Origin of the sequence: Acidovorax sp. LjRoot74 (assembly GCF_964254355.1) — a bacterium.
Taxonomy (GTDB): domain Bacteria; phylum Pseudomonadota; class Gammaproteobacteria; order Burkholderiales; family Burkholderiaceae_C; genus Acidovorax.
This window is the reverse complement of the sequence record NZ_CAXUTI020000001.1, coordinates 4,568,617-4,591,537: the sequence shown is the minus strand read 5'-3', so window position 1 is coordinate 4,591,537 and position 22,921 is coordinate 4,568,617. Positions and strand designations below refer to the sequence as shown.

At 66.1% G+C, this 22,921-nt stretch carries 22 protein-coding genes; 8 read left to right on the top strand and 14 right to left on the bottom strand.

What is annotated here, in order from left to right:
- Positions 1-2: 2 nt before the first annotated feature.
- Positions 3-1,379 (bottom strand): benzoate/H(+) symporter BenE family transporter, encoded by a 1,377-nt coding sequence (locus ACSQ3O_RS21880; protein WP_436140470.1) that lies wholly within the window; start codon positions 1,377-1,379, stop codon positions 3-5.
- A gap of 65 nt (positions 1,380-1,444) precedes the next feature.
- On the opposite strand from ACSQ3O_RS21880, the gene ACSQ3O_RS21875 reads away from it, so the two are divergent.
- A complete protein-coding gene (locus ACSQ3O_RS21875; RefSeq protein WP_436140469.1) occupies positions 1,445-2,947 on the top strand; it encodes a PLP-dependent aminotransferase family protein in 1,503 nt (500 codons plus the stop codon).
- A 108-nt stretch (positions 2,948-3,055) separates the two neighbouring features.
- Here the strand turns inward: ACSQ3O_RS21875 and ACSQ3O_RS21870 are convergent, their stop codons facing one another.
- A complete protein-coding gene (locus tag ACSQ3O_RS21870; RefSeq protein WP_436140468.1) occupies positions 3,056-3,661 on the bottom strand; it encodes a short chain dehydrogenase in 606 nt (201 codons plus the stop codon).
- A gap of 123 nt (positions 3,662-3,784) precedes the next feature.
- Between ACSQ3O_RS21870 and ACSQ3O_RS21865 the strand changes: the two genes are divergently transcribed.
- Positions 3,785-4,678 (top strand): LysR family transcriptional regulator, encoded by an 894-nt coding sequence (locus ACSQ3O_RS21865; RefSeq protein ID WP_436140467.1) that lies wholly within the window; start codon positions 3,785-3,787, stop codon positions 4,676-4,678.
- Between the two features lie 29 nt (positions 4,679-4,707).
- Here the strand turns inward: ACSQ3O_RS21865 and ACSQ3O_RS21860 are convergent, their stop codons facing one another.
- From ACSQ3O_RS21860 to kefC, 10 genes are all read right to left on the bottom strand, one after another.
- Positions 4,708-6,006: a type II toxin-antitoxin system HipA family toxin gene (locus ACSQ3O_RS21860; RefSeq protein ID WP_436140466.1), complete on the bottom strand. Its 1,299-nt coding sequence runs from the start codon at positions 6,004-6,006 to the stop codon at positions 4,708-4,710.
- The gene (locus ACSQ3O_RS21855; RefSeq protein WP_436140465.1) at positions 6,003-6,632 is read right to left on the bottom strand and encodes a helix-turn-helix transcriptional regulator; all 630 of its coding nucleotides are present in this window, start codon (positions 6,630-6,632) and stop codon (positions 6,003-6,005) included. The genes ACSQ3O_RS21860 and ACSQ3O_RS21855 overlap by 4 nt, the downstream gene beginning before the upstream one ends.
- A 220-nt stretch (positions 6,633-6,852) precedes the next feature.
- A complete protein-coding gene (locus ACSQ3O_RS21850) occupies positions 6,853-7,296 on the bottom strand; it encodes a PaaI family thioesterase (protein WP_436140464.1) in 444 nt (147 codons plus the stop codon).
- Entirely contained in the window at positions 7,293-7,985 is a 693-nt protein-coding gene (locus tag ACSQ3O_RS21845) for a transglutaminase-like domain-containing protein (protein ID WP_436140463.1), read from the bottom strand. The genes ACSQ3O_RS21850 and ACSQ3O_RS21845 overlap by 4 nt, the downstream gene beginning before the upstream one ends.
- A 104-nt stretch (positions 7,986-8,089) precedes the next feature.
- Positions 8,090-8,734, bottom strand: coding sequence for a trimeric intracellular cation channel family protein (locus ACSQ3O_RS21840; RefSeq protein WP_137745912.1), 645 nt, complete (start codon positions 8,732-8,734; stop codon positions 8,090-8,092).
- A 167-nt stretch (positions 8,735-8,901) separates the two neighbouring features.
- A complete protein-coding gene (locus ACSQ3O_RS21835; RefSeq protein ID WP_137745913.1) occupies positions 8,902-9,252 on the bottom strand; it encodes a hypothetical protein in 351 nt (116 codons plus the stop codon).
- Positions 9,249-10,094: a hypothetical protein gene (locus ACSQ3O_RS21830; protein ID WP_137745914.1), complete on the bottom strand. Its 846-nt coding sequence runs from the start codon at positions 10,092-10,094 to the stop codon at positions 9,249-9,251. Before ACSQ3O_RS21830 ends, ACSQ3O_RS21835 begins: the two co-directional genes overlap by 4 nt.
- A gap of 37 nt (positions 10,095-10,131) precedes the next feature.
- Entirely contained in the window at positions 10,132-11,280 is a 1,149-nt protein-coding gene (locus ACSQ3O_RS21825; protein WP_436140462.1) for a PepSY-associated TM helix domain-containing protein, read from the bottom strand.
- Between the two features lie 32 nt (positions 11,281-11,312).
- The gene (locus tag ACSQ3O_RS21820; protein ID WP_436140461.1) at positions 11,313-13,481 is read right to left on the bottom strand and encodes a TonB-dependent siderophore receptor; all 2,169 of its coding nucleotides are present in this window, start codon (positions 13,479-13,481) and stop codon (positions 11,313-11,315) included.
- A gap of 1,162 nt (positions 13,482-14,643) precedes the next feature.
- Positions 14,644-16,548: a glutathione-regulated potassium-efflux system protein KefC gene (kefC, locus tag ACSQ3O_RS21815; RefSeq protein ID WP_436140460.1), complete on the bottom strand. Its 1,905-nt coding sequence runs from the start codon at positions 16,546-16,548 to the stop codon at positions 14,644-14,646.
- A gap of 267 nt (positions 16,549-16,815) precedes the next feature.
- Between kefC and ACSQ3O_RS21810 the strand changes: the two genes are divergently transcribed.
- The 4 genes from ACSQ3O_RS21810 to ACSQ3O_RS21795 all read left to right on the top strand — a co-directional run bounded on the left by ACSQ3O_RS21810 (position 16,816) and on the right by ACSQ3O_RS21795 (position 19,906).
- On the top strand, positions 16,816-17,454 hold the full coding sequence (locus tag ACSQ3O_RS21810) for a LysE family translocator (RefSeq protein WP_436140459.1): 639 nt from the start codon (positions 16,816-16,818) through the stop codon (positions 17,452-17,454).
- 131 nt (positions 17,455-17,585) lie between these two features.
- Positions 17,586-18,203 (top strand): ParA family protein, encoded by a 618-nt coding sequence (locus tag ACSQ3O_RS21805; RefSeq protein WP_298449421.1) that lies wholly within the window; start codon positions 17,586-17,588, stop codon positions 18,201-18,203.
- A 96-nt stretch (positions 18,204-18,299) separates the two neighbouring features.
- The gene (locus tag ACSQ3O_RS21800; protein ID WP_137745921.1) at positions 18,300-18,764 is read left to right on the top strand and encodes a MaoC family dehydratase; all 465 of its coding nucleotides are present in this window, start codon (positions 18,300-18,302) and stop codon (positions 18,762-18,764) included.
- 209 nt (positions 18,765-18,973) lie between these two features.
- The gene (locus ACSQ3O_RS21795) at positions 18,974-19,906 is read left to right on the top strand and encodes a LysR family transcriptional regulator (RefSeq protein WP_436140458.1); all 933 of its coding nucleotides are present in this window, start codon (positions 18,974-18,976) and stop codon (positions 19,904-19,906) included.
- Between the two features lie 6 nt (positions 19,907-19,912).
- On the opposite strand, the gene trmL is transcribed toward ACSQ3O_RS21795, so the two are convergent.
- Both trmL and ACSQ3O_RS21785 read right to left on the bottom strand, forming a co-directional pair.
- The gene (gene trmL, locus ACSQ3O_RS21790; RefSeq protein WP_298449418.1) at positions 19,913-20,440 is read right to left on the bottom strand and encodes a tRNA (uridine(34)/cytosine(34)/5-carboxymethylaminomethyluridine(34)-2'-O)-methyltransferase TrmL; all 528 of its coding nucleotides are present in this window, start codon (positions 20,438-20,440) and stop codon (positions 19,913-19,915) included.
- A 131-nt stretch (positions 20,441-20,571) separates the two neighbouring features.
- A complete protein-coding gene (locus ACSQ3O_RS21785; protein WP_436140457.1) occupies positions 20,572-21,303 on the bottom strand; it encodes a ComF family protein in 732 nt (243 codons plus the stop codon).
- A 34-nt stretch (positions 21,304-21,337) separates the two neighbouring features.
- Here ACSQ3O_RS21785 and ACSQ3O_RS21780 point away from each other — a divergent pair, with 34 nt between their 5' ends.
- Positions 21,338-22,240 (top strand): biotin synthase, encoded by a 903-nt coding sequence (locus tag ACSQ3O_RS21780; protein WP_137745925.1) that lies wholly within the window; start codon positions 21,338-21,340, stop codon positions 22,238-22,240.
- Between the two features lie 151 nt (positions 22,241-22,391).
- A complete protein-coding gene (locus tag ACSQ3O_RS21775; protein WP_137745926.1) occupies positions 22,392-22,868 on the top strand; it encodes a DUF2244 domain-containing protein in 477 nt (158 codons plus the stop codon).
- The last annotated feature ends 53 nt before the right edge of the window (positions 22,869-22,921 follow it).

The window sequence follows — 22,921 nt, the reverse complement described above, 5'->3', positions numbered from 1 at the left end:
GCTCAGTTTGCCAGGGCGCGGGGCTTGAGCGCCCACCAGGTCAGCAGCCCCAGCGCCAGCCCCCAGCAGGCTGAGCCCAGGCCCAGCAGGCTCACGTTGGAGGCGGTGACCACAAAGGTGACCAGTGCTGCCTCGCGTTCGCTGGGCTCTGCCATCGCGCCGATCAGTCCGTTCTGGATGGCGCCCAGCAGCGCCAGGCCCGCCACAGTGCTCACCAGCGCGGCGGGCAATTGTGCAAAGGCAAAAGTGATGGCCCCGGCAAAGCTGCCTAGCAGCAGATAGAACGCCCCGCAGGCCACGCCCGCCACCCAGCGCCTTTCGGGCAGGGGGTGGGCTTCTTCGCCGGTGCAGATGGCGGCGGTGATGGCCGCAAGGTTGATGCCGTGGGCCCCAAACGGTGCCAGCAGCAGACTGGCCAGGCCGGTGCCTGCGATGAGCTGGTTGTTGTTGGCAGCGTAGCCCGACGCCCGCAGCACCGCCACGCCGGGCACCTGCTGCCCAGTAAGGCACAGCACTGCCAGTGGCAGGGCGGTGCTCAAGATGGCGGCCCATGAAAACTCTGGCGTGGTCCACACCGGCAACGCGAGGCCCCAGGCAGCGGGCGGTGTGCCCAGTGTGCTGATGGCGGGCTGTGCCCCCCAGCCCAGCGACTTCCACAGGGCCACCCCGAGCAGCAAAGTGAGTGCAATCGCGTAGCGGGCCGACCGCTGCTTGAACAGCAGGTAGCCCGCAAACATGGCGCCCACCAGCCAGGGTGCGCCTTCTACCGTGCTGCGGGCGGCACCAAACGCGTCCACGCCAAAGCGCAGCAAAATGCCCGCCAGCATGGCAGCGCACAGGCTGCGCGGAATGCGCGCCATCACGCGGTCGAATACGCCAGTCCATCCGATCAACAGCATGGCCACCGCGGCCAGCAGATAGCCGCCCACCACTTGGCTGTAAGGCAGGGTCACCAGCGCACTGGCCAGTAGCGCCGCGCCGGGGGTGTTCCAGGCACAGACCACCGGCACGCGGTGGCGCCAGCTCATCCACACGCCGCACACCCCTGCACCCACGGAAATGGCCCAGACCCATGAGGTGACTTGCGCCGCCGACAGATGCCCTGCCTGCGCGGCTTGCAGCACCAGCAACAAGGGGCCCGCATACGAGATGAGCACGGCCACCAGCCCCGCCACCATGGCGGGAAACAGGTCGTGGGTGGTGGCTGCCCACGCGCTGCCCGGAGTGCGGCTGGCCGCGCTGGGCTGCAGCGCGGTGCCGGGCGCCACGCCCACCAGCGGGGCGGCACTCAAAGCAGGGGTGTGCAGGGAGGCTGGCGCGACCATGGACGCGGCGGCCGGTGAGGACTTGGTGGAGTGGCGAGGGGGGGGCTGTGTCATGGGGCCATGGTGCCCACAAGCGTGCACTTTGCGCGCACAGCCTGCGCCAGGTTTATGCTGTACAGATGTCAAAAAATCCATCTGTACTGCAGCACAGTTACCTGCAACTCGCACAGCATTTGCGCCGCGATATTGCCCTGCGGCGCTATGCACCGGGCGAGCGCCTGCCCTCGGTGCGCGCGCTGGCAGCTGCACAGGGCGTGAGTGTGGCCACCGTGGTGCGCTGCTACCGCCACCTGGAAGTGCTGGGCGCGGTACAGGCACGCAACAAATCGGGCATTTATGTTGCGCAGCCAGGTTCGGGTCGCACTGCTTCCGCCCAGCTGGACACGGCCGCTGAACTGGGCTCGCGACATCCGCATGTCGGCCCGCAGCCCGCACCTCCGCCGGTCGAGTTCGACCGCCTGGTGTCGCTGGATCACCGCATGACCTTGCTCTATGCACTGACCACGCAGCAGCCCCTGCAGTGGGGGCTGCACCTGGCCAATGCGGCGCCCGCGTGGTACCCCACCGACGCGCTGGCCCGCATCGCCCAGCGCCTATTGCGCAGCCAGCCCGAGATGCTGGGCACGTACCCCACCGGCAGCGGTCTGCCCGCGCTGCGCACCGAACTGGTGGAATGGATGGCCACCTACGGGCTGGACCTGCAACCCGACGAGCTGCTGGTGACCAATGGCAGCACCGAGGCGCTGAATGTGGCGCTGCGCGCTGTGGCCCGGCCGGGCGATGCGGTGGTAGTGGAGTCGCCTGTGTACTTTGGCCTGCTGCAGATGCTGGGCAATCTGGGCCTGCGTGCCATCGAGTTGCCCTGCACGCCGGGCGAAGGTATGAGCCTGGAAGCGCTGGAATACGCGCTGGAACACCAAAGCGGCGTGCGTGCCGTGGTGGCCATGCCCAATTTTCAGAACCCGTTGGGCCATGTGATGCCCGACCGCAACAAGCGCCGCTTGCTGCGCCTGGTGGAGCAGTACGACCTGGCGTTGATCGAAGACGATGTGTTTGGAGACCTCTCGCACACGCCGCACCGGCCCCAACCCGTGAAGGCCTGGGACCGCCACGGCCGCGTGATCTACTGCGGAAGCAGCAGCAAGAGCATTGCGCCAGCCTTTCGCCTGGGCTGGACGTCGGGCGGGCGCTGGCATGCGCGCATGGAGTCGCTCAAGCTCAGCACTTCATTGGCGGCCCCCTGGCTGGAGCAGGCGGTCATGGCCGAGTTCCTGCACTCTGGTGGTCTGCAGCCGCATCTGCGCCGCCTGCGCGAGCGGCTGGCCCAGACTGCGCCGCGCGCCGCCGAGGCGGTACGCAAGCACTTTCCCGTAGGCACGCGCGTACACAGCCCTGCGGGTGGATGGTGGCTGTGGCTGGAGCTGCCGGAGCCCGTGGATTCGCTCGCGCTGCTGCGACTGGCCGTGTTCCAGGGAATTGCCTTCACGCCCGGTGCGCTTTTCTCGACCAGTGCCAAATACACCAGCTACCTGCGCCTGAACATTGCCCGCCCCTGGACGCGCGAGCTGGAGCAGGCAGTGCGCCAGCTAGGGCAACTGGCCGGGAGCCTCCTCTCGGGGTAGAGAAGGCGCTGGCCCTTTGTGCAGTCAGAGGTTTAATAGAAATTGCAGGTAACGCTTGATGGGTAAAGGATCATTGCTATCAAAAGCAGACTGATTGGCTGTCTGCAATCAGGCGTTCACACGGTACACACGCCCCGTCTGCGCACCTTCCACGCTGCGCTGGTAGGCCAGCGCCACGCGCGCGGCGGGCACGGGCTCGAACCCTGGGAAGAACGGTCCGTAGCTGTCCATCGACTCGGCCAGCACCGTGGGGCTGATGGCGTTGATGCGCAGGCTGCGCGGCAGCTCGATGGCGGCGGCAGCCACAAAACCTTCGATGGCCGCGTTCACCGCTGTGGCGCTGGCGCCGTTGCGAATGGGCTCGACCGACAGGATGCCCGCCGTGAGCGTGATGGAGCCACCATCGTTCAGGTAATTCTGGCCGACCAGTGCCAGCTGCACCTGGCCCAGCAGCTTGTCCTGCAGGCCGATGTTGAACTGCTCGGCCGTCATCTCTGCCAGCGGGCCAAAGTGCAGATTGCCCGCCGTGCTCACGATGGCATCCACCTTGCCCACCGCCTCGAACAATTGGGCGACCGCGCCTGGCTGCGAGAAGTCTGCACGGTGTGTGCCGCTGCTGCGGCCCACGGTGATCACGTCGTGGCGTGCGCCCAGGTTGGCCAGCACGGCCTGGCCGATGGTGCCGCTGGCGCCGATGAGAAGAATCTTGGACATGGTGTTTTCCTTGGGTGTCAAAAAGGGTTGATGAAGAACTGACACCCCGATTCTTTTGCTAATCAATCAATGCATAAAGTGCCTGCAAGTTATGCTTGTGCTAACTATTGATTAGGAATATCCATGGACAAGCTGCGCAACATGGAAGTCATGGTGGCGGTGGTGGAGGCGGGCAGCTTTGCCGGCGCCGCGCGCCAGCTGCAGATCTCCGCCGTGATGGTGGGCAAACACATCCAGCAGCTCGAAGCCCACCTGGGCGCCCGCCTGTTCCAGCGCAGCACGCGCCAGAACAGCCTGACCGAGGTGGGCGCCGCGTTCTATGAAGACAGCAAACGCGTGCTGGAGCAGGTGCGCTGGGCCGAGTCCGCCGTGGAGCGCAGCCGGGCCGTGCCCCAGGGCCTGCTGCGGGTGAGTGCGCCGTTCACGCTGGGCAACCACGTGATTGCACCGCTGGTGGCCGACTTTCTGCAGCGGCATGACCAAGTGCGTGTGGACCTGCAGCTCACCGACAGCGTGGTGGACCTGGCAGGCGAGGGCTTTGACGTGGCCGTGCGCATTGGCCAGGTGGTGAACGAGGGCCTGGTGGCGCGCCCGCTGCGCCCCTACCGCATGGTGATTGCCGCAGCACCCGCCTACCTGCAGCGCCACGGCTCGCCCAGGCGCGCGGCCGACCTGGCACGGCACCAGTGCCTGAGCCACTCGGTGTGGCAGCGCCGGGTGGAGTGGACGCTGCGCGACGGCAAGGAGGAGTTCTTCTGGCCCGAGAACGCGCGCTTTGTGTGCAACCAGGGCGACGGCCTGCGCCAGGCGGCGCTGCGCGGCCTGGGCCTCATCATGCAGCCCGAGGTGCTATTGGCCGACGACCTGGCCAGCGGTGCGCTGGTGCCGGTGATGCAGTCCTGCCTGCCCGCGCCGCGCCCCATGCACCTGGTGTATGCGCCCGACCGGCGGCAACTGCCCAAGCTGGCGCGGTTTGTGGAGTTTGTGGTGGAGCGGCTAGGTGAGCAAGAGCGTTGAGAGGCGTTGAGGCCTGCGCAGAAGCAAGCTCAGCAGAACGCCCGGCGCTGCTGCCGGAGCGCATCGCGGTCGATGCTGGCCGCCAATTGTTCCATGTCAGCCGCGCAGACGCCGTGCTGCGCAAAATGCAGCGGCCATTGCTCGACCGCTTGGGCAACCTCCCGAATCAGCGCGATGGCACGTGCCCGGGTGATGCCAAATTCGCTCAGCTCGGTCAGCGCGTTGTCCAGCGTGGACTGCGCACCGTGCTGGCCCACCACCATGGCCTGGTAGCCCATGTTCTGGAGCGTGGGTACCACGTCGAACGCGGGGGCCAGGTCGTAGTAGCCGTCAAAGCCCAGGCGCAGGCAGTGGTTGCGCTCGTGGTCATCGGTGTTGTCCATGAGGATGTTGAACACCATGCGCCGAAACAGCTCTTCGCGCAATGCTTTCTGCCGGTCGGGGTGCGCCTGGCGCAGCAGCACCGTGGAAAGTGCTCCGTAGCTTTGGGCAAGTCCCGCCGCTACCAGGGCTGTCTTGGCAGAGATGCAGTGCACGCGCAGGTTCAGCTTGTTCAGCTGCACACGGTCAAACCGCTGGATCGTGAGTGCATGGCGCTGCGGCCCCCTGCCCAAGCGCGATGGAATGGGCAGCACGCCCGTAGTGGCAACATGGATGCCTGCTTGGGCCGCTAGCGTCATGGTGGCGTGCTCGATGAGGGGCGTATCCACGCTGTCGTCCAGCTCGCTGAACTTGATCACGCAGGGGCCGTTTTCGGTTTGCAGCAGCGCCTTGGGCCGCGCGCCCCCCAGCGTCACGCCGGGCTGCACAAGCCGCTGGATTTCAGGTGTGATCTGGGCTTGAGACTGCACCTCTTCCACCGCCCGCACGGCCCGCACCATAGCCTCCAGATCGCGCAATTGCGGATACGGCCCGATGCGCCGGGGGATGTAGTGCTCGGCTGAGGTGGAGATGCCCAAGGCGCCAAAGCGGTCGTCGCCAGCGAACAGCAGCATCTCCAGAATTGACAGGCGCGCAGGGCGGTCGATATGGCGGATGATGCGTTCGCCCCAACGGTCTGGCCGCGCATCGTCGATGGCGCCCGGTGCGCTGTCCTTATGGCCTGCGGTGAACATCTGGCCTGCCAGCAGGGGCAGGTCTTCGCTCAGTGCAAATTGCCACCAGTCTGCGGCGTAGCTGAAGGTGGCGCAGTTGGGTACCAGTTGTGACAGGCCCACGGTTCCGGCCAGGACGGGCTGATCCGGGTTGACCAGCGCCCAGACGTACAGCTTGTCCGTGGGTACATACGAGCGTGGGGTGACTTTCCACACCTCGTCGCGCAGCTTCATGGCTGCACTTTCTTCTGGCCTGAGATCAGTGCGGCCAAACCTGCGGCGGTGCTGTTGTGCAGGCGTTCGCGCATGCCCGTGCCCGTACCAGCGCCAGCGCGTTGCCGCGCTGGTGCGATCTTTTCCTCATGGACTAGCTTCGAGCCCTGCGCGGCCATGTTGGCTGTGTTCGCTGCATGGGGTTTGCGGAAGGAGCCTTCCCGCTCCCTCACGACGTGTTCGGCCTTCGCCAATGCAGGCAAGGCGGCGGGCCTGGTCTTGCCCACTGCCTTCCCAATCCCCGTCCTTGACTCTTTCTTCGCTGGATAGGGGGCTGCGGACTGCGGGCGGACTCTTGCTACTTCCTTTTCCAGCGATGCCAGGTCGTTCTGCGGCGCAATCAGATCGGCCAGCCCCTGGGCCTGGTTGATGAGCCACATGCACATCACATACGACGCCATGGACACCGACGGGTCGCCGCGCTCGATGCGCGCCATGGTGGGCTGCGACACGCCCAGCCGCTGTGCCCACTGGGCCTGCGTTTCCTTGCGGCGCTTGCGTGCAATCACGATGTTCTGCGCGAGCAACGCAATTTGCTGAAGAACCGCCTGGGGGTAGTCAGTGGGCTTGGTATTTTGGGATGGCATTCATAGATGTTAGTTCAATCGATGGTTTTTGAACATCTATGCATTAATTGTGGTTTTCAGAAGAAGGAGAGCCGAATGGTATTCATTATTCATAGATATGCGATAAGTTTTCAAAAACGCGTATCTATGAATTTTCAAGGGCAGCCGGTGTGACGATGCAACCAGGGGGCATCAGCACAAGGGCACATTGACGCGCGCTGCAATGCAGAGCCTGCGGGGCTCACTCCACCGCGTTGCTGGGCACTGCAGGCCCGATCTTGAACACCCCGCTCACCCGCGCACAGGGCACGCCATCGGCGGTGACCAGGCCCTGCGCAAACACCAGCGAGCGCGTGACGCGCAGCGGCTCGGCCTCGCCCTGCACCCAGGCGCCCAGCGGGGCGGGGGCCAGATAGTCGATTTGCAGGCTGATGGTGGGCAGGAAGCGGTTTGCCACTTCGCTGCTTTTGCGGTGCACCGACAGCGGCAGCAGCATGTCGCAAAAGCTGGCCATCATGCCGCCGTGCAGGTTGTTCATGGGGTTCACATGGCGCCGCTCCACACGAAAGCCGAACTGCACCGTGCTGCCTTCATGCCGCAGGTAAAGCGGGCCGTTGTGCTGGATGAAGGGGCCGCCGGACTGCAGCGGCGCAAAACCTGCGGGGATTTCGGCGGGGCCGCTCATGCGCGGGCCTCCTTCTCTACGTCCTGCGAAAAATCTGCGCCCTGCAGGCTGCTGTGGGTGGCGCCGTCCTCGGGCAGCCAGCCGCGGTACACCGAGCGGAAGTCCGCCACGATCTGCGCGAGCGGCATGTCGTCAAACGCGCCGCGCTGGTGCACATATTCCATGTGGCGTGCGCCCGATTTGTCGAACGGGTGGTAGATGGAATCGTTCTCGCCGTCGAACTCCAGCGGCAGCAGCCCGAAGCGTTCGCACAGCTCGATGTTGAAGGCCGGTGTGGCCTTGCGCCAGGCGCCATCAAGCCAGATGTCGGTGTAGCCGTGCCAGATGAAGAGGTCGGTCTTCATCGTCTCGCGCATGCGTTCGGTGCTGAGGTGGTTGCGCACGTCGGCAAAGCCCATGCGCGCGGGGATGCCCGCTGCGCGGCACACGGCCGTCAGCAGCGCGGCCTTGGGCACGCACCAGCCGTAGCCGTTGGCCAGCATGGTGCTGGCGGTCATGCCCTGGGGCGACAGGTCGATGCGGTAGGGGTCGTAGCGAAAGCCGTCGCGCACGGCGAGGTACAGGGCGACGGCGCGTTCGCGGTCGGTGGTGCCGCGTGCGTGTTGGGCTGCAAAGGCCTGGACGGCGGGGGTGTCGCTGTCGATGAGGGCCGTGGCGCGCAGGTGGGAGGGCGTAGGGGGGCTGGTCATGGGCGGGTGTCTCCTGCAGTCTGTCGGGAATCAGTGTGTGGCTTCTGTGCGCGGGATGCTGTCACGGGTGCGCCAGCTTCTGCCGTGGAATGCGCATGACCCTGTCACACCCGCCAGGCGGGCAGCTCCCAGTTGCGCCACAGCGCCAGCCCGCGCAGCCCGGCCGTGAGCAGCACGCAGACCACCAGCGGCGCCCAGTCGGGCGCTTGCAGATGGCGCAGGGCCACGTCGGCCCAGCCACCGGCAAACGCGCACAGGGCGTAGGGGCGGTGGTCGCTGAAGGCCTGGGGCACTTCGTTGCACAGCACATCGCGCAGCACGCCGCCGAACACGCCGGTGGTCACGCCCATCATCACGCTGATGATGGGGGGCATGCCGATGGCAGTGGCGATGTCCACGCCCACAGCGGCAAACAGGCCCAGGCCGATCGCATCGGGCAGCAGCATGGCGCGCTCGGTGGGCTTGAAGTGGCGCTGGCGCATGAACAGCATGGCTCCCACACACAGCGCCAGGATGCCCCAGACAAAACCCGTGTGGCGCACCCAGAAGAAGGGCCGCTGGTCCAGCAGCAGGTCGCGCAGCGTGCCGCCGCCGAACGCTGCCACAAACGCCACCACACACACGCCCACAACGTCCAGCCGCTTGCGCGCGGCGGCGATCACGCCCGACAGCGCAAACGCCACGGTGGCAGCCACCTCCAGAAGAAAGCGCAGGGTGTGCACCCAGGGGGCGTCGAGCAACTGGTCCATGGGCGCGATTGTGCCGTGGGACGGCGGCGCCGCCGTGCGCAGCGTTATGAATGTGAATGCTATAAAAAATATAGCTATAAGGGTATGGTGGTCAGGCGCAAAGGCCGTTTTTGACTCCAATACCAGGTCTGCGGGCGCCGAGGGTGCACCTCACGCCGCCCGCCGCCTTACCCCTGCAGCAGCAGCCAGCCCAGCGCCACCACACAACCCGTGCCACCCAGCACCCCCAGGCGCTGTGCCCAGCGCAGCGCCGCCTCGGGCCACAGGTTCATGGCCAGCACCAGCAGCCAGCCCAGTGCCATCCAGGCGGCGAAGATCAGGGCTACCCCCGCAGTGGGCCCGGCGGCAGCGACCGCTGCCATGCCCTGCAGCACCAGCGTGCCCAGTGCGATGGCCCAGGCCCGGGTGCGGCCCGGGGTGCCGTCGCCCCAGGCGCGGGTGGGCACGGCCCGCGCCCAGTGGCTTAGGCCGATCAGCGATGCCAGCGCGGCACTGGCGCCGATGAGTTCCTCGGTCATGCGGCCTCCGAAGGGTGGTGGCTGCGGGGCTGCGCCGGTTGCCGCCGCAGGGCACGCAACAGGTGCTGCCGCCGCAGCAGCGGTGCGCCTGCAGCGGCCATGCACAGCACCGCTGCGGTGGCCCACTGCCACAGGCCCGCCTTGGCCGCCAGGCCGCCAAAGGCCAGCGCGGTCAGCAGCCACAGCGTGGCCGAGGCGCGGGGTGTCCAGTGGCGCAGAGTGGCGGCAGGCAGGGCCACCAGCAAGGCGAGCAGCAGGCCCAGCATGCCCGACGAGCGTGCGGGCTCGGTCGCCACGATGTGCGCCAGGCGGAACGACTCCACCGCCAGCACGCCACACAGCCAGAACGGCCAATGCACGGGCGCCACCCAGCGGCTCCAGCCACGCGGGTGCTGACGCTGGCGCGCTGTGGCTGTGGCGGCATGCGTGGCGGCGCCCGCTGGGGCCGCTGCAGCCGTCGGGTGACGCACCACCTTGCGCCGGGGTGCCTGTACCCGCTGGGGGCCGATGAAAGCCGCAATGCCTGCGCAGGCCAGGCCCACGGCAACCAGGCTGGCGCACATGGCCGGTGCCTGCGCGCTGCCCAGCACCAGCCCGGTGATGCCCGCCACGGCCAGCAGCGCACCCGCGCCACCCAGTGCGACGCGCCACAGCGCGAGGGTGCGCAGCGCCCACGCGGCCAGGGCCGACATCAGCAGCCACACGCCGATCAGCGCCCACACCGCCCACACGGGCCGCTGCGACAGCGTGGGCAGGCCCGAAGGCCCCCAAAAATGCACGAAAACGGCCACGATGAGTGCTGCGGGTGTGGTGGCGTGCAGGGCCAGAAAGAAGCGTTGCATGATGGGCGCAGCCGTGAAAAATCGTGGGGCCTGGCGGTCAGCCCGCAGCCGCCATGCCATCTGCCGAAGCCTGTTGCGCCGCTTCGGCCTCGCGCCTGCGCTGCTGGCGCGCATCCAGCCAGATCAGCGTGCCCGAGATCGACAAAAACGCGGGCGTCATGCCCAGAAAGAAATACAGCCACTTGAGCGCCAGCCCGCCAAAGTCGCCAAAGTGCAGCGGCTCCATGAGCCCGTTGACCAGCGACCAGAAGCCTGCCGCGCGCGGGTCGTGCACTTTTTTCGGCACGCCGGTGGCAGCGAGGATGTCCACCCGCGCGGTGCTGGCCAGGTGGCCCTGCAGGTTGCCGGTGAAGCCCGCCTCGGCCGTGCGGGTGCCCCAGCGGCGCAGCGACACATAACGCGCCTCCAGCCCCGGCACGGCCTGCTGCGCGGTGGCGTAGAGCGCGTCCAGCGACTGCATCGGGGCGGGCTCGCTGCCCTCGGCCTTGCGCGCGGGTTTGGGGGCTGCCGCTTCGGTGCTGGTGGTGGTCACGTACTTAAAGCCCTGTTCAAACAGCGGCGCTAGCCCCATCCAGGCGCCCGTGGCTGCAATCAGGATGTGAAATCCCAGCCCCCAGATGCCCGCAGACTTGTGAAGGTCCGACATCACCACGCGAAAGCTGCGGCCCCAGCGCTGGGTGAACAGCTCGGCCAGGATCTTGCGGTGAATGACGATGCCGGTGGCGATGAGCACGAGCATGGCCGCGCCCAGGAACCCCACGATCCACCGCGGCCCGAAGAACAGGAACACATGCAGCATGCGCAGGTACTGGCCGAGCTGGCTGTCCACCGGGCCGACCACCGCGCCCGTGTCGGAGCGCAAGGCCACCTTGGTGCGCGTGTTGGCCGGGGCGCCGCGCTCGCGCACGAAGGCGAAGTAGCTCGGGTTGACGGCATCGGGCAGCGCAATGGTTTCCACTGTCGCGCCGGGGTAGCTGGCATGCAGTTGGGCCAGCACCGTGTCGAGCGGGGCGGGCTTCTCAGCGCGTGGCAGCTGGGCCAGCGACGGGTTGGCCCACAGGTCGATCTCGTTCTTGAACACCACCACTGCGCCCGAGAAGCACACGATGAACATCAGCAGCCCCGTGACGATGCCCGCCCAGGAGTGCAGGGTGAACAGGCGGTTGAGCGTGCGCTGGCTGGTCATGGTGTGCGGGCATCAGGGGGTGGGGCTGTGCTTCAGAAGAAGTACGTCACGCCCAGGCTGAAGTTGCGCGGCAGCGAGGGCGACACCACGTTGGCGTTGATCGCGCCGTCGTAGTACGCCTTGTCGAAAACGTTCTTCACGCCTGCGGTGATGCGGTAGTTCTCACCCACGTAGCTGATGGACGCATCGGCCACAAAGTACGACGGCAGCGTGAAGGGGTATGAGCCGATCTGCTCGCTCACATAGCGCCCGCCCACGCCCAGCGTCACGCGCGGATACTGCGGCAGCTTGTAGATGGCCCATGCCGTGAGCGTGTGGCGCGGCGTGAGGTTGAGCGGCAGGCCCACGATGGCGGCGTTGTTGTCGCGCGTGACCTTGGTCTGCGTGTAGGTGTAGGCGCTGGTCAGCTTCCAGCCGTTCTTCAGGTCCGCACCCAGCTCCAGCTCCAGCCCGCGTGCGCGCTGCTCGCCGGTCTGCACGCTGAAGCCCGTGTTCACCGGGTCGGCCGTGGTCACGTTCTCGCGCACCAGGTCGAAGACCGCGAGCGCGCCGGTGATCTGGCCGTTGGGGGACTCGTACTTCACGCCCGCCTCCCACTGCTTGCCGGTTTCGGGCACGAAGTTCGATCCCGCAAAGGTCAGGCCCGATTGGGGCAGGAACGATTCGCCATAGCTGCCATACGCGGCCCAGCCGGGCTTGAACTCGTACACCAGCCCGGCAGACAGCGTGGTGGCGCTGTCCTTCTGGCGCGTCTGGGTTTTGGCCACGCGGTTGTTGGTGTCGTTGGTGGACCAGTCGCGGCGCAGGCCCACGAGCGCCGTCCAGCCCTGGCCGAACTTGATCTGGTCCTGCGCATACAGCCCGGCCACGGTGAGCTTGGAAGGCGCGTCGCTGGTCAGCGCCTCGGGGCAGGTGGCCTGCATGCCGTACACGGGCGCGAACAGGTCCAGCGCGCCAATGCGGCAGGTGCGGCTGGCCAGCAGGCTGGTGCCGCTGCGCACATCCAGGCCCGTGACCAACTGGTGCTTCACGCCCAGCGCTTCAAAGCGCGACAGCAGCGAGGTGTCGGTGGCCAGCAGGTCGTAGTCCATGTACTGGCGCGAGGCCTGGCGGTTCTGCAGCCGCTGGTTGGCCTGCAGCGCCTGGTTGGAGACGAAGTTGCCCGTGCCCTTTTCGGTCTCGTAGCGCACGTTCTGGCGGAAGGTCATGGCGTCGGACATCTTGTGCTCCAGCGCATAGCCCACCGTGGTGCTCTCCACGTCATACACGCCAAAACTCGGGTCGCCCGTGAACATGGTGCGGGACAGCGTGCCGTTGCGATTGGGCAGCAGCGTGCCGTAGGGCGTGATGCCCTGCTGGCGCATCCACTCGCTCTGGCTGTAGGTGGCAAACAGCACCAGGTCGGTCTGCGCGCCAAGGTCGATGGAGAGCGACGGCGCAAACCACCGGTCCTTGCGGTAGACGAACTGTGTGGGGTCGTCCACGTCAGAGACATGCGCATTGATGCGCAGCGCCGTCTTGCCCGATTCGGACAGCGGCCGATTGATGTCGGCCTGCAGCGTGCGCTGGCCAAAGCTGCCCACCTCCACGCCCACTTCGCTGAGCGCCTCTTTCTTGGGCCGCTTGCTCACCGCATTGACGATGCCACCCGGCTGCACCTGGCCATAGAGCACCGACGCCGTGCCCTTGAGCACTTCAAAGCGCTCGTAGCCATAGGGCTGCAGCTTGGCCCACATGCCCGGGCTTTGCACCAGGCCATCGACCAGGATGGATTCGGTGGAGCGAAAGCCCCGGATGTTGAGGTCGTCAAACCCCCGGCGGCCAAAGTTGACGGGGCTCACGCCCGCCACGGTCTGCAGCGCCTGCTGCACGTTGGTGATCTGCCGCGACTCCATCTGCTCGCGCGTGACCACGCTGACCGACTGTGGCGTCTCCAGCCGCCGCATGGGCGCCTTGCTGGCGGTTTGCGCCTCGACGGGCGCAAAGCCCATGTCTTTTTCGGTGCTGGCGTTGATGCGGACTTCCTGCAACTGGGGGGCGGCCGTTGCCGGGTCTGCAGTGGGTGCGCTGGCCTGCTGCGCGAGGGCAGCTTGGGCGAGGCACAGGGCCAGTGGGGTCAGGGTGAAGAAGCGGGCCGCGCGGACGGATGGCAAGCGCGGGGCGTGCGCGGAGCGCGCGGAGCGCAGGGGCTGAGAAGGCATGGGGGTCCCGATGAAGGTGAGCGGACGACAAACGCTGGGGGCGCTGGCTCACGTGACAGGGGACGTTGGCTGGCGGGAGGTGGTGGATTGTAATGCGAATGGTTATCGTTTGAAATTTTGCATTAAAGGGGCTGGAGCGCGAGGAGCCACAGTGCCTTGATGAAGGGAGTTGGGATAACCGCAATCCCGTGCGACGCAAAAACGGAGACTTTGTTGGCTATCCCTGGATAACGCGAAGCGTATCGTTGAAACGAGGTTGCAACCCACGTAGCGGCGCTCGGCCCCGCTGGGAGCCCAAACTGAACTCGGAGGCTAGACTTCTGCCTTCGGCCAGGAGCAGGTACTCAGCGATGTGAGAAGGTGGTCATCAGTGTTGTGTTTGAGGCGTACAAAAAGTGACTCAGCTATCGCACATTCGTGCACTGCCTTGTTGACGCCTACCTAAACACTCCAGAGAGAAATGACACGAGGTCGGCTGCAGCTACTACTATTCCGACTGGCCCCCAAACGACCAGGACTGCGGCAAGGTTCTTTCTCTTCCAAAGCAATGCACCTGCAATTGCTGCTTGGACTACAAAGAAGGCCCCGGCGACATGAGCTGAAAAGTACCTCGACTCCTCCGTCCCCATGCCGGTCAAAAGGAGGATTGCTAGAGTTACGCCACAAATTAGCGGCCAACCGATAGCTACAGAAACCATAGCGGGCAGGCGATTCATATAGTTAGATCGCGTCTTGGATGTATGGAAAACTCATCGAGTGACATCTTCTCAAAGGCGAACGCGAGGCTTATTGTCCGCCCTCACGAGTCGCAGAATAATCGCAGATAACGACCGACGTCTTTGGGCTCATGGCGGAAGTTGCGGCATGCCCCAGAAGCGAGTCTTGCGGTGCTTAGCGTCTAGGTCATTGACCTAACGATTGGGCGTGGTGCACTCGATTTCAGCAGGCCAGTACCGATTCGTCAGTTTGTATGTCGCGAGAAGAAATCGCGCCACATAAGTGGCGCGAAAGCCATTTGTAACTGGCGCGAAAGCGGTTTGCGCGCCACTTTGTTCGGCTGGTCAACCCCTGCAGATGCGCTGTCTGAAGTCCTCCACACCGGGTGAAGTCAATTTGCTATCAAATAAATAGCTAAAAAGGCATGATGGTCGAGCGAGGAAGCCTATTTTTTATCTAATTTCTGGATGGAAGTAGCCGCTTCCCCATCCTCGGCACCCTCCGCCCCGCCATACCCCGGGTACGCCCCTTCCGCTGCGTGCAGCGCCGCACTTTCCTGCCGCTCCTTCGCCATCTGTTCGGCCAACTGGTTGCGTCCCTCGCGGGCCACGGCGATGAATTTGGCGCGGTCCTTGTGGTGGGGGTACATGCGGTCGGCCAGGGCGATGTTGTGGGTGCGAAAGCGCTGGGTGATGGCAGTGGCTTGCGCGGCGGGCAGGCCCATCAGCTCCAGTACGGTGTGCGCGCTTTGCAGGCTGGCCTCGAACAGCTCGCGCTGCACCAGGGTCACGCCCAGGTCGCGCAGCTTGTTCCAGTGGGTGATGTCGCGGGCGCGGGCCACCACCTGCAGCTGGGGGAAGTGTTCGCGCGCGAGCTTGGCGATCTGGAGGGATTGTTCGGCATCGTCCACGGCAATGACGAGGATGCGGGCGTGTTCGGCCCCCGCGATGCGCAGCAGGTCGAGGCGTGTGGCGTCGCCGTAGAACACGCGGTAGCCAAAGGTGCGGGCCACTTCCAGCATGTCCACGCTGTGGTCGAGCACGGTGGTGGGAATGCCCTGGGCCAGCAGCACGCGCGAGACGATCTGCCCGTAGCGGCCGAAGCCCGCGATGATGATGGGCGCCTCTTGCGGCTCGGAGATTTCTTCGGCCTGGGGCGTGGCGGTTTTGAGCTTGGCGTAGCGGCGCAGCAGCACGCGGTCCATCACCACCAGCAGCAGCGGGCTGATCAGCATCGACAGCGCCACGGCACCGATCAGCAGCGATGCGGTCTCTGCCGGGAACACGCTGGCACCGGCGGCGGCCTGGAAGACGACAAACGCAAATTCGCCGCCCTGGGCCAGCAGCAGGGTGAAGACGGGGCGCTCCTGGTAGGGGATCTCGACCACCTTGGCCAGGGTGTAGATGACGACAGCCTTGGCCGCGAGGAAGCCGACCAGGATGGCGGCCATGAGCCCGGGCGAGCGCAGGATCACGCCGAAGTCGATGCTCATGCCCACGGCGATGAAGAACAGCCCGAGCAGCAGGCCCTTGAAGGGCTCGATGTCGGCCTCCAGCTCGCGCCGGTATTCGCTGTCGGCCAGCAGCACGCCAGCAAGGAAGGCGCCCAGCGCCATCGACAGGCCCACCAGCACCATCAGGTAGGCGATGCCCACCACCAGCAACAGTGCGGCAGCGGTGAAGATTTCGGGGGTGTTGCTCTTGGCGATCCAGCGCAGCACGGGGCGCAGCAGCAGGCGCCCGCCGAGGATGATGGCAGCGATCACGCCGACGATCTTGAGGGCCTCCAGCACCAGGTCGCCAGGGGTGTGGCTGGCGTCGGCCGCCCCGGCAGCGCCCAGCAGCGGCAGCATGGCCAGGATGGGGATGGCTGCCACGTCCTGGAACAGCAGGATGGAGAAGCCCGCCTGGCCGCTCTGGGTGCGCATGAGGTTGCGCTCGGCCAGCACCTGCAGCGCAATCGCCGTGGACGACAGCGCCAGGCCCAAAGCGCCCACCAGGCTCACGCGCCAGGGCAGGCCCGCCAGCGCGCCCATCGCAAACAGCGCCGCCGCGCAGCCCAGCACCTGGGCCGTGCCCGTGCCGAAGATGGGGCGGCGCAGCGCCCACAGGCGGCTGGGTTGCAACTCTAGCCCCACGAGGAAGAGCATGAGCACCACGCCGAACTCGGCAAAGTGCAGGATGTCCTGCACGTTGCTGACCAGCCCCAGGCCCCAGGGCCCGATGGCGATGCCTGCCGCCAGGTAGCCAATGATGGCGCCCAGGCCCAGCGCCTTGGCGATGGGCACGGCCAGCACGGCAGCGGTGAGGTACAGAAAACCGTAGGTGAGCCAGGTGGGTGCGTGTTCCATGGAGGGCGGAAGGGCGGAGTGCCCTGAGGGCTGTGGCGGAGGGGCGGGCGCCGCAGGGTGCGGGCGGGCGTGGGATGTCAGGATTTTGGCATTGCTGCAGCGCTGTGGAAGGTTGCCTGCGCCATGCCGCATGGGTGCTTCAAATTTGATAGCTTGTGCGGCAATGGGGTTGCGCGGTAGAAGCCTTTTTTATATAGAAAACCATGGCCGCCCCGTGGAGGCGTTGTTAAGATGCGTGCCCTTCTTCGCACTCGGGCTTGGTGACTCATGGACTTGCAGACTTGGCTGGCTTTTTTTGCGGCATCGTGCCTGATTGCGGTGTCGCCGGGCTCGGGGGCGGTGCTGTCGATGAGCCATGGCCTGTCGTTCGGCGTGCGCAAGACGGGCGCCACGATTTTGGGCCTGCAGCTGGGCCTGCTGCTGATTCTGCTGATCGCCGGGGCGGGCGTGGGCTCGCTGCTGCTGGCGTCCGAGTTGGCGTTCAGCGTCGTCAAGGTGCTGGGCGCGTGCTACCTGATCTATGTGGGCTTCAACCAGTGGCGCGCGGGCGATGCGCCCATTGCGCAGGGCGATGAGCACGAGGCTGCGGGCACCTGGCAAAAGCGCTGCCTCACCGGTTTTCTGACCAACGCCACCAACCCCAAGGGCATCATCTTCATGGTGGCCGTGTTGCCCCAGTTCATGACCGACACACGCCCGCTGTGGACGCAGCTGCTGGTGATGGCCGCCACCACCGTGACGGTGGACGTGGTGGTGATGCACGGCTACGCTTTTGGTGCCAGCGCACTGCGCCGCCTGATGCGCAGCGCCCGGGCGGTGCGCGCGCAGAACCGCGTGTTTGGCGGTTTGCTGATGGCGGTGGGGGCGGGGCTGTTCTTCGTCAAGCGCGGTGGCCAGCACGCCTGAGCGCGTGTTGCTAGCGTGCAGCGATGTCTTTATGCTCTTGATTTGATAGCTTGAAGCGCTTGCCTATCAGGCGCAGAGGGCTGATTTGGCTTGTATTTTTTCATGGACCTGCAGATTCCAAGGAGCTTGTCATGCCAGTAGTTGTTGTCGCCAACCCGAAGGGCGGAGTGGGCAAGTCCACGCTGTCCACCAATATCGCGGGCTACTTTGCCAGCCAGGGGCACCCCGTGATCCTGGGCGACACCGACCGGCAGGAATCCGCCCGGCTCTGGCTGGGCCTGCGCCCTCCGGCCGCACGCGCGATTGGCGGCTGGGACACCAGCTCGGACGTGATCAGCCGCCCGCCCAAGGGCACGACGCACGCGGTGCTCGACACGCCCGCCGGGCTGCACGGCTGGCGCCTGAATGACGTGCTCAAGCTGGCCGACAAGATCATCGTGCCGCTGCAGCCCAGCGTGTTCGACATCTTTGCCACGCGCAGCTTTCTGGACCAGTTGGCCGAACACCGCCGCGCCGAGGGGGTGCAGATCGGCATCGTCGGCATGCGGGTGGATGCGCGCACCAAGGCGGCCGAGCAGCTGCACCACTTTGTGGACAGCCTGGGCTTTCCCGTGCTGGGCTATCTGCGCGACACGCAGAACTATGTGCACCTGGCAGCGCATGGCCTCACGCTGTTTGACGTGGCGCCGGGCCGCGTGGCGCGCGACCTGGAGCAGTGGCAGGGCATTTGCACCTGGCTCAATTCTTGAAGGACAGCGTGAAGTACAACGTACAACAAGCCCTCCGGGAAAACACCTGTCACCCGGCAGACAAGGCGCGCCTGGGTGCAGGGCTACATTGCAACGATGAAAATCTTCCGCTCTTATTCCGAAGTCAGCGCCTGCGTGGGCCAAGAGGTCGCCGTGACCGACTGGATCACCATCACGCAGGAACAGGTCAACCTGTTCGCCCAGGCCACGGGCGACCACCAGTGGATCCATGTGGACCCCGAGCGTGCCAAGGCCGGGCCCTTTGGCGCGCCGATTGCGCACGGCTTTCTCACGCTGTCGCTGATCCCGCAGTTTTTCGAGTCGGGCCTGACCATCGAGGGCGCGCGCATGGGCGTGAACTATGGTCTGAACAAGGTGCGCTTTACGTCCCCCGTACCAGTGGGCAGCCGCTTGCGTGCGCGCCTGACGCTGCAGGCCGCCGAGCCGATCGCACCCGATGGCATGCAGATGACCTGGCTGGTGACGGTGGAGCGCGAGGGCGGCGACAAGCCGGTGTGCGTGGCCGAATCGCTGGCACGCAATTTCGGCGCCCCGGCGTAGAGGGACAACCCCCTGAGCGGCTGCGCCGCTTCCCCCTTCTCTCGAATGGCTGCGCCATTCGGGAAGGGGGACACCGCCAGTGCACGCAAGTGAAGCGCCGCTACGCAGCGTGGGCGGCCCTTGCGCGGCGATCGCTGGCCTGGCTCGCGCGTGTTCCACGGACTGCGCTCTCGTTAGGCGCTCGTGTTTTTAGGCAGGAGGCTTGAACCATGGACCGCCTGCAAGCCATGAAAATTTTCGAGCGCGTGGTGGAGGAGGGCGGCTTTGCCGCTGCCGCCCGCGCCATGGACATGTCGCCCCCCGTGGTCACCCGCATGGTGGCCGAGCTGGAGCAGCACCTGGGCACGCGCCTGCTGCAGCGCACGACGCGCAAGCTCTCACTCACCGACGCGGGCGAGGCCTATCTGCAGCGGGTGCGCGCCATCCTGCACGAGATCGACGACGCCGAGGCTGCCGCTGCCGCCAGCACGCGCGACTTGCGCGGCACCATCCGCATCGTGGCCGCGCCCGTGCTGGCCACCAACTTCCTCGCGCCCATGGTGGCGCTGTGGCATGCGCACTACCCAAAGCTCATGCTGGACATCAGCATGGACGCCTTTGCCTCCAGCCGGGTGGACGAGTTCGACGTGACCATCATGGTGGTGGGCGAAGACTTCGACGCCAACATCGTGGCGCGCTCGCTGGTACAGGGCGAGGCCATCGTGGTGGCGTCGCCCGACTACCTGAAGCGCCGGGGTGTTCCGCGCGAGCCGCAGGACCTGGCGCAGCACGACTTCCTGCGCGACTCCAGTGCGCCGGTGCGCGCGCAGATGGGACCGGGCCGCAAGCTGCGCCTGCAGTCGCTGCGGCCCGATGTGCCCGATGAGGAGGTGGAAACACCTGCGGTGCTGCAGTCCATGAGCACCGAGCTGCTCATGCGCGCCGCCGTGGATGGCGCGGGGGTGACCGTCACCTCGCGCCTGCTGGCCGAGGACCACCTGGCGCGGGGCGAACTGGTGCACATCCTGCCAGACTGGATTTTTTCGCGCTACACGATCTATGCGGCGCTGCCCTCAGGCCGCATGCTGCCAGCGCGCACACGGGTGTTTCTGGATTTCCTGACCGAGCAGGTGCCGCTGGCGATGGCGGAGAAGCGGGGATAGCCCCTTTCAGCTGAGCTGCGCAAAGCCGCTGATGATGGTGCCCTCGGGCTCCACAGTGATCTGGCCGTCGGGCATCGCAAAGCTGTTTTGGCGCCATGCCTCGAACACCGTCACCGCCACAGCGTTCGACAGGTTGAGGCTGCGCTGGCCCGCCACCATGGGCAGGCGCAGGCGCTGGGCGGGCGGGAAACTCTCACGCAACTCGGCGGGCAGCCCCCGGGTCTCGGCGCCAAACACCAGCCAGTCCCCCGGCAGGAAGCAGGTGGAAAACACCGGCTGCGAGCCGTGTGTGGTCATGGCAAACATGCGCGTGGCGTCGGGCTGCGCGTCCCTCAAAAAAGCGGTCCAGCCGCTGTGGCGCAGCACCCGCGTGTACTCGTGGTAGTCCAGCCCCGCGCGGCGCATCAACCGGTCCTCCATCGAGAACCCCAGTGGCTCGATCAGGTGCAGCGTGCAACCCGTGTTGGCCGCCAGGCGGATGATGTTGCCTGTGTTGGGCGGGATTTCGGGTTCGACGAGGACGATGTGGAACATGCCCGCTATTGTCTTCGCCCCGGATGTGAGTTGAGCAACCGCTCGTAATCAAAAGTATCCCGCCTGGCGGGCGCTGGGGTGAACGTTGGGGCGGGCGTTGGGACGGACGTTGGCACCGCGGCGGCAGCCTGTCACTCCAGTGCAGTGCGGGCCAGCACCACCACGGTCACCTGCGCCACACCGGCTTCGCGCAGGGCCAGTGTGGCGGCCTGCGCGGTGGCGCCCGTGGTCATCACATCGTCCAGCACCACCACCCGCTGCCCGCGCAACGTTGCGGCGCGGGCGGGCTCCACCGCAAACGCTCCCCGCAGGTTGCGCAGCCGCTGGGCGCGGGGCAGGCTGCTCTGGGCTTCGCTGGCATGCAGGCGCAGCAGGCTGCGTGAGTCGGCCTTGGCGCCTGCCAGGTGGCGGGCCAGCAAGGCCGACTGGTTGAAGCCGCGCTCGCGCAGGCGTTCGTCCGACAGCGGCACGGGCAGCACCCGGTCGGCGGCCTCCAGGGTGGGCTCCACCCAGGGCGTGCTGCGCAGCAGGGTGGCCAGCGCGCCCGCCCAGCCCGGGTCTGCGCGGAACTTGAAGTCTGCCAGTGCGGTGGCCCAGGGATAGGCATAGTCCACGGCGGCCAGGCAAGCATCAAACGCGGGTGGGTGCTGCAGGCAGGCTCCGCACACGGCCACGCCCGCAGGCACCCGCAGTGCGCAGCGCTGGCAGCGGTTAGCGGGTTGGGCAAACCGGGCCACGCAGGCATTGCAGATGCGCTGCGATGGCCAGGCATGGCACGCTGCGCACTGGCTGGGCACACGGCCCAGCAGGCCCGCCAGTCCCCGCAGGTGGCGTGAAAACCCTGGCAATCCTTCAAAAAGCATGAATCAATATACTCGCGCGTCCCTGTGAACTGCCATGTCCTCCGAGCGCCCCCCCACCATTGATCCCGTTGCCGCTGCCCGCTGGCAGGCTGCTGCACCCGCCCTGTCCCCGTGGCTCCATGAAGAAGTTGCCCGCCGCATGGAGGACCGTTTGCAGTGGATTCGCCAGGCTCCGGCGTCCTGGTGCCATTGGGATGCCTTGCGTGGCGGGCTGCAGGCCCATGCGCTGGTGAGTGCCCGCTATCCCGAGGCGCGTTGCCAGGTGTACGAATCGGCTGCGCACTGCGAACCTGTGGCGCGCCAGGCGCTGGCCAAGCCCTGGTGGAGCCTCGCCCGCTGGGGCGCCACCAGCCCCCAGTGGGGCCTGCCCACCGACGCCAGCGTGCAGATGCTCTGGGCCAACATGGCGCTGCACACCGCCGCAGACCCCGAGGCCCTGATTGCGCAATGGCACCGCGCCCTGGCGGTAGACGGTTACTTGATGTTCTCGTGCCTGGGGCCCGACACGCTGCGGGAGCTGCACGGGGTCTATGCAGCCCTGGGCTGGCCCCCGGCGGGCCACGCTTTCACCGACATGCACGATTGGGGCGACATGCTGGTGCACGCCGGTTTTGCCGAGCCGGTGATGGACATGGAGCGCATCACGCTCACCTTCGCCACCCCCGAACGGTTGGTTCGGGAGCTGCGCGAGCTGGGGTGCAACCTGCACCCTGATCGCTTTCCCTCATTGCGCGGAAAGCGCTGGCGCGAGAAGCTCTATGCGGCGCTGGCTGAGCGACTGGCCGATCCGCAGCAGGGAGGCCAGCTGGCACTGACTTTTGAAATCATTTATGGCCACGCTTTCAAGCCCGCGCCACGGGTGCGCATGGACTCCAGCAGCACGGTTTCGCTGCAGGATATGCGTTTGATGTTGCGCAAGGGCGGCAAAGAAAACTAACCTGTAACTCCGTGTCAATGACTTGGAACAAGGCACGCTACAATTCAGGGTTATTGAGATTTCGGGCATCTTCCCGCGCAAATTTGCGGGCTGCGCCTGTGGTGCCTGAGGCGCCACACCGGGTGCGCCAGCAGTCTTGTGGGCACGACCTGTGACGGGCTTGGTTTTTCGTTTTGCCACGGTCTCGGGCCAGCGCATTGACTGGCGTTTGGCCCGAAATTGTTCGGTCACGCCGGCACAGTTGGGATGGATGTATCTGTCCTTGTGCCTGGTGTCGCTGGGGATTGCAACGTGCTTCTGGATGCTCGGCGCTTACCTGGTGATGCCCTTTGCGTGGCTCGAAATCTTGGCTGTAGGAATTGCATTCGCCATGTACGGTCGCCATGCGGCGGATGGCGAGAGGATTTCACTGCAAGGCTCACGCCTTGTGGTGGAACGGGAGACGGCAGGCCGGCTGGAGCGCGCAGAGTTTGACCGGAGCCGGGTTCGTGTAGAACCCAAGACCGGAGATCGTTCGCTCATCATGCTGTCTGCGCAGGGTCGGTCCGTTGAAGTGGGGCGCTTCGTGCGCCCCGAACTTCGACCGGCCCTGGCATCGGAGATCCGCATGGCTTTGCGCGCCGCCTGACCCCACGCAGGCACGCGCAAGGGATTGGTTAAATTGAGGCTTAGAAGTAAGTG